Raw genomic sequence first — 5,759 nt, forward strand, 5'->3', positions numbered from 1 at the left:
CCAAAAGTTTCATAATTCAATGCAACATTTTTTAATTGTGCAATTGGCATAGTCTTGTATCCTTTAAATCTTAAACTGAAGCAACATGATCGACATCCATACGCTCAATGATCAATGCAATACCTTGACCAACACCAATACACATCGAACACAAACCATATTTTCCACCCGTCTGTTCCAGTTGGTTTAAGGCAGTAATGACCAGTCTGGCACCCGAAGCACCCAATGGATGACCCAATGCAATCGCACCACCATTGGGATTGATACGTGTATCTTCATCTGCCAATCCTAAATCACGGGTCACTGCCAAGGACTGTGCTGCAAAGGCTTCATTCAGCTCAATCACATCCATCTGATCCAAGGTCAGATTAGCCTGTTTTAATAACTTTTTGATTGCAGGCGCTGGCGCAAATCCCATAATCCGTGGTTCTACACCCACTGTTGTTGCTGCAACAATGCGTGCTCTTGGTGTTAAACCATAATGTTGTACTGCATGATCAGAAGCAATTAATACCGCTGCTGCACCATCATTAATCCCGGATGCATTACCCGCAGTCACTGTACCGTCGGCTTTAACCACACCTTTGAGTTTGCTTAAACCTTCCAGTGTGGTTGAAGCACGTGGATGCTCATCGCTATCAATCACGATGGCATCACCTTTACGCTGTGGAATCGTGACCGGGATAATTTCTTGCTTAAAATAGCCTTTGGCTTGTGCTGCTGCTGTGCGTTGTTGACTGTTTAAGGCAAACAGGTCCTGATCGGCACGATTAATCTGAAATTGTTCTGCTACATTCTCGGCAGTTTGCGGCATGCTATCCACACCATATAATTCTTTGAGTTTCGGATTGATAAAACGCCAGCCCATAGTGGTGTCTTCAATCTTTTGGCTACGTCCATAAGCACTGTCCGATTTGCCCATCACATAAGGTGCACGGCTCATACTTTCTACACCACCAGCAATCATTAAATCTGCTTCACCAGCCTTGATGGCACGAGCAGCAATGGCAATGGCATCCAGTGATGACCCACATAAACGATTAATGGTGGTTGCTGGCACCTGATACGGTAAACCTGCCAGTAAAGCTGACATGCGTCCAACATTACGATTGTCTTCACCAGCCTGATTGGCACAGCCATAAATGACATCATCCACCTGTTGCCAATCGACTTGTGGATTACGCGCAATCAATGCCTGAATTGGAATGGCACCCAGATCATCAGCACGTACTGGGGCAAGTCCACCGGCATAACGGCCAAATGGGGTACGGATGGCATCAATAATGTAGGCATTTTTTAATATAGACATGCTGTTTTCCTTAACCTTGTGTCGTATTAAGCTGTGTAGCATCAATTAGTGTTGCACCAGTCAATGACTGTAATTCGTCAAAGCTCAAACCTTCAACTTTTTCAATCACTTTTAAGCCATCACTTGTCACATCAATCACACACAAATCAGTATAGATACGATCCACACATTTTAGACCTGTTGCAGGATAGCTGAGTTCCTTAACAATTTTGGCTTCACCTTTTTTGGTGACATGATCGGTGGTGATAAACACTTTCTTGGCACCCACGGCCAGATCCATGGCACCACCGACCGCAGGAATGGCGTCTTTAGCACCAGTATGCCAGTTGGCCAAATCACCATTTTCAGCAATCTGGAATGCACCTAATACTGCGATATCCAAGTGTCCACCGCGCATCATGGCAAAGGAATCGCCATGATGAAAAAAACAACCACCTTGTAGCATGGTGACAAACTCTTTGCCGGCATTGATCAATTCCGGATCTTCCTCACCTTTGGCAGGCGGTGGACCAAAAGCCAGCAACCCGTTTTCGGAATGTAAAAATACATCTTTATCGGACGGTAAATAACTGGCAATTTTGGTGGGTAAACCAATACCGAGATTGACATAAGCGCCATCGGGAATATCTTGTGCTACACGCTGCGCAATCTGGTCACGGCTTAATTTTTGATAGCTCATTTTTATTCTCCTTGACCTTGTGATGTACCAACCGCCAGCACATGCTGGACAAAAATACCCGGGGTAATAATATGTTCCGGATCAAGTGCTCCCAGTTCTACCACTTCTGAGACTTGAGCAATGGTGACATCGGCAGCCATGGCCATAATCGGACCAAAATTACGTGCTGATTTACGATACACCAGATTGCCCCAACGATCACCTTGCTGTGCTTTGATCAGGGCAAAATCAGCTTTAATCGGATATTCCAGTACATAGTCCTTACCATCAATATGACGGGTTTCCTTGCCTTCTGCCAATAATGTACCAAAACCGGTTGGGGTAAATACTGCACCCAATCCCATACCGGCAGCCTGAATACGGCAGGCCAGATTGCCTTGCGGCACCAGTTCCAGTTCGATTTTGCCAGCATGATAGAGTTCATCAAATACCCAAGAATCGGATTGACGTGGAAAAGAACAAATGATTTTACGGACTGCACCGGTTTTTAACAGGTTGGCTAGACCATAGTCGCCATTACCGGCATTATTATTAACGATCACCAGATCCTTGATACCAAGCTCAATTAAGCCATCAATCAGCTCGGCAGGTTGTCCTGCTGTGCCAAAGCCACCTATCATGATGGTTGCACCATCTTTTATCTGAGATAATACTTCCGAAAGAGAAGCTTGGCTTTTATCAATCATGGCATCAACCTTTGGATAACAATAAATAAATGTAAATAATTGATATAATTCTGTTTTATATCAATTTAAGGCCATGATAAATCAACTATCATCTTCACGGATAGACGATGGATGACGATTTAATGCCATGATTTCGATGGTCATATAAGGATAAAGTGGAAGACCTTGTAAAATGTTATGCAATTCTTCATTACTTTCCACATCAAAGATGCTGATATTGGAATATTGCCCTGTTATCCGCCAAATATGACGCCATTTGCCCTGACGTTGTAGATCCTGTGAATAGGCTTTTTCTACTGCCTTGATCTGATTGACTTGCTCAATCGGCATATCCAGTGGAATATGCACATTCATACGAACTTGAAATAACATCGCTGATTTCCTTTTGCTTAATGACGGCGTAATTGCTCAATTTTATCTTCATCGATCTCAATCCCCAGACCAGGGCCCTGCGGTACCACCAGTTCAAAGTTCTCATATTGCAAAGGAGTTTTGAGGATATCTTGGGTCAACAGTAACGGGCCAAACAATTCTGTACCAAATTCCAGCGTTTCAAAGGTACTAAAAGCATGTGCCGAGGCAATACTACCGACTGGTCCTTCCAGCATTGTGCCGCCATATAGGCTAATCCCCGCCAGACGGGCAATTTTCGCCACGTCACAGGCCTCAATTAATCCGCCTGACTGCTCAACTTTCACAGCAAATACATCTGCGCCATGTTGCTTGGCGATACGATAGGCACTATCAGGACCAGTCAATACTTCATCGGCCATGATAGCTACTGCAAAACGTGCTGTTAGGCGTGCCAGTGCGTCGGTATTTTCAATGGCACATGGCTGCTCGACCAGATCAATGCCACCATCTTGTAACTGTTGAATACCTTGGATACATTCCAGTTCCGACCATGCACGATTGACATCAACCCGTATACTGATATCCACTCCCAAGGCTTTTTTAATCGCAATCACATGATCGACATCATGCTGTAGCGTGTTAGAACCGATCTTGAGTTTAAAGATATTATGACGTTTTAATTCGATCATCTTTTTTGCTTCGGCGATATCTTTTTCGGTATCGCCTGATGCCAGTGTCCACAATACGGGCAGGCGATCACGTAGACGCCCACCCAGCACTTCACTTAATGGTATGCCCAGCCGTTTGGTCTGAATATCTAGTAATGCCGTTTGGATGGCACATTTGGCAAAACGATTACCATTGATACTTTTACGAATCAGTTTTAAAGTCTGTGCAACATTGAGTGGGGTTTTAATTGACAATAATAATGGAGCAAAATAAGTGTCGATATTGGTTTTGACACTTTCTGGGCTTTCCTCGCCATAATTCAAACCACCGATGGTGGTTGCCTCACCCCAGCCGACCACACCATCTTCTGTCGTGACTTTAACCAACACCAGTGTTTGGGTTTGCATAGTGGTCACAGAAAGCTTGTGGGGGCGGATGGTTGGTATATCCACTAAAATAGTTTCCACCGTTTTATACATCGTTCCATCTTCTTTCAGTAAATGCTATTTACATACCTTAAATTAATGAGATAATGAAAACGATAAACTATTCGGTATTTTTACATACTAAAAAGGTATATAAGTGGAATTAAGACATTTACGCTATTTCGTTACTGTAGTCGAAGAACAAAGTATTTCCAAAGCTGCTGAAAAATTATGTATCGCACAACCACCATTAAGCCGTCAAATACAAAAATTAGAAGAAGAACTGGGGATCCTGCTGTTTGAGCGCGGTTCTCGTCCTGCCAAAGTCACTGAAGCGGGATTATTTTTTTATGAACATGCCGTACAAATTTTAACCCATGCCGCACAAGCGTCATCTATGGCAAAACGCATTGCGACTGTGAGCCATACTGTACGCATTGGTTATGTCGGTTCATTATTATATGGGCTGTTACCTGAAATTATTTATTTATTTCGACAAAAAAATCCAGAAATTCATATTGAGTTGATTGAATGTGGTACCAAAGATCAAATCGATGCATTAAAACAAGGTAAAATAGATCTAGGCTTTGGCCGTTTAAAAATCAGCGATCCCGCCATTCGTCGAATCGTGTTGCGTAAAGAGCGCTTAAAGCTAGCCATACACAAAAATCATCATCTTAATCAATTTATAGATTCTGGAATTTATCTGTCCCAAATCGTTGATGAGCCGATATTGCTTTATCCCCTTTCCCAAAAACCAAATTTCTCGACCTTTATTCAATCTATTTTTACCGATTTGGGTTTAATGCCCAGCAAGTTCTCCGAAACCCGTGAGATTCAATTGGCGATGGGATTGGTTGCTGCGGGTGAAGGGATTTGTATTGTACCGGAATCAGCCCTTGATATTGGGATGAAAAATCTGATGTATCTTCCCATTCTCGATGCAGATGCGTATAGCCCAATCTCGCTGGCCATACGCAATATGGATCATAGCAATTATATTCCCAAGATATTGGCCTGTATTCAGGAGGTTTTTGCCGCCCAGAATATAATCCCGTTAATGGATTAGAATATTCACTAAAAGTTTGTTTAGATATTTTATATATGATAATTCACTGTTTTTGCCTTAAACTGGAAGCAATTTCATTTAAGGCTTTGCTATAGCGCAAGATCACATGCTTAAGCTGCTCAATATCCTTTTCAATGCTTTTCAAATGATGTTCACATTGATCAACTAATTCGGTTGTATAGTCTTTTATCGTTTCATTAATCTGACAAGAGAGTTCGGCATAAAGTCGATCATGTACGACCATGCCTGAAATAGTTTCATAGCCAATCTGTGCATGCGGTTTAAGCTGGATTTTATGACGCATCTCTACACGATAATCTGCCAAATGCTGCTGTACTTGTTGGGCACACACCTCTTCCAGCCATTGAGTAATCGTTGCATATACCGTATCCACTGCCTGTGTTATAGCATGCTGCTCAAGCAGCTGCGGAAGTTCAGGCACGACCTTGCGCCAAATGCCTTCTGCAATATGACGGTGCTGTTGCTGCAATGCTGTTTGTGCATGATTAAGGGTTGCTTGTAATTGATCAGATAGAGGTACTATCTCCTGTATAAATGTTTCAAGCAC

The 5,759-nt window shown here is 42.8% G+C and carries 6 protein-coding genes and 1 pseudogene; 1 reads left to right on the forward strand and 6 read right to left on the reverse strand.

The window, feature by feature from the left end:
- Positions 1-70: 70 nt before the first annotated feature.
- The 5 genes from pcaF to CRO21_RS17275 all read right to left on the reverse strand — a co-directional run bounded on the left by pcaF (position 71) and on the right by CRO21_RS17275 (position 4,176).
- The gene (gene pcaF / locus CRO21_RS17255) at positions 71-1,309 is read right to left on the reverse strand and encodes a 3-oxoadipyl-CoA thiolase (RefSeq protein ID WP_097080534.1); all 1,239 of its coding nucleotides are present in this window, start codon (positions 1,307-1,309) and stop codon (positions 71-73) included.
- Positions 1,310-1,319: 10 nt separating this feature from the next.
- A complete protein-coding gene (locus tag CRO21_RS17260; protein WP_097080535.1) occupies positions 1,320-1,988 on the reverse strand; it encodes a 3-oxoacid CoA-transferase subunit B in 669 nt (222 codons plus the stop codon).
- A gap of 2 nt (positions 1,989-1,990) precedes the next feature.
- The gene (locus CRO21_RS17265; protein ID WP_097080536.1) at positions 1,991-2,674 is read right to left on the reverse strand and encodes a 3-oxoacid CoA-transferase subunit A; all 684 of its coding nucleotides are present in this window, start codon (positions 2,672-2,674) and stop codon (positions 1,991-1,993) included.
- Between the two features lie 81 nt (positions 2,675-2,755).
- On the reverse strand, positions 2,756-3,046 hold the full coding sequence (catC, locus tag CRO21_RS17270; RefSeq protein WP_097080537.1) for a muconolactone Delta-isomerase: 291 nt from the start codon (positions 3,044-3,046) through the stop codon (positions 2,756-2,758).
- Positions 3,047-3,063: 17 nt separating this feature from the next.
- On the reverse strand, positions 3,064-4,176 hold the full coding sequence (locus tag CRO21_RS17275) for a muconate/chloromuconate family cycloisomerase (RefSeq protein ID WP_097080538.1): 1,113 nt from the start codon (positions 4,174-4,176) through the stop codon (positions 3,064-3,066).
- Between the two features lie 103 nt (positions 4,177-4,279).
- Here CRO21_RS17275 and catM point away from each other — a divergent pair, with 103 nt between their 5' ends.
- Positions 4,280-5,191, forward strand: coding sequence for a cis,cis-muconate-binding transcription regulator CatM (catM, locus tag CRO21_RS17280; protein ID WP_097080539.1), 912 nt, complete (start codon positions 4,280-4,282; stop codon positions 5,189-5,191).
- Between the two features lie 43 nt (positions 5,192-5,234).
- On the opposite strand, the pseudogene CRO21_RS17595 reads toward catM, so the two are convergent.
- Positions 5,235-5,759 (reverse strand): annotated as a pseudogene (locus CRO21_RS17595) (hypothetical protein); the annotation flags it as partial.

The organism is Acinetobacter puyangensis (genome assembly GCF_900096995.1).
Classification (GTDB): domain Bacteria; phylum Pseudomonadota; class Gammaproteobacteria; order Pseudomonadales; family Moraxellaceae; genus Acinetobacter; species Acinetobacter puyangensis.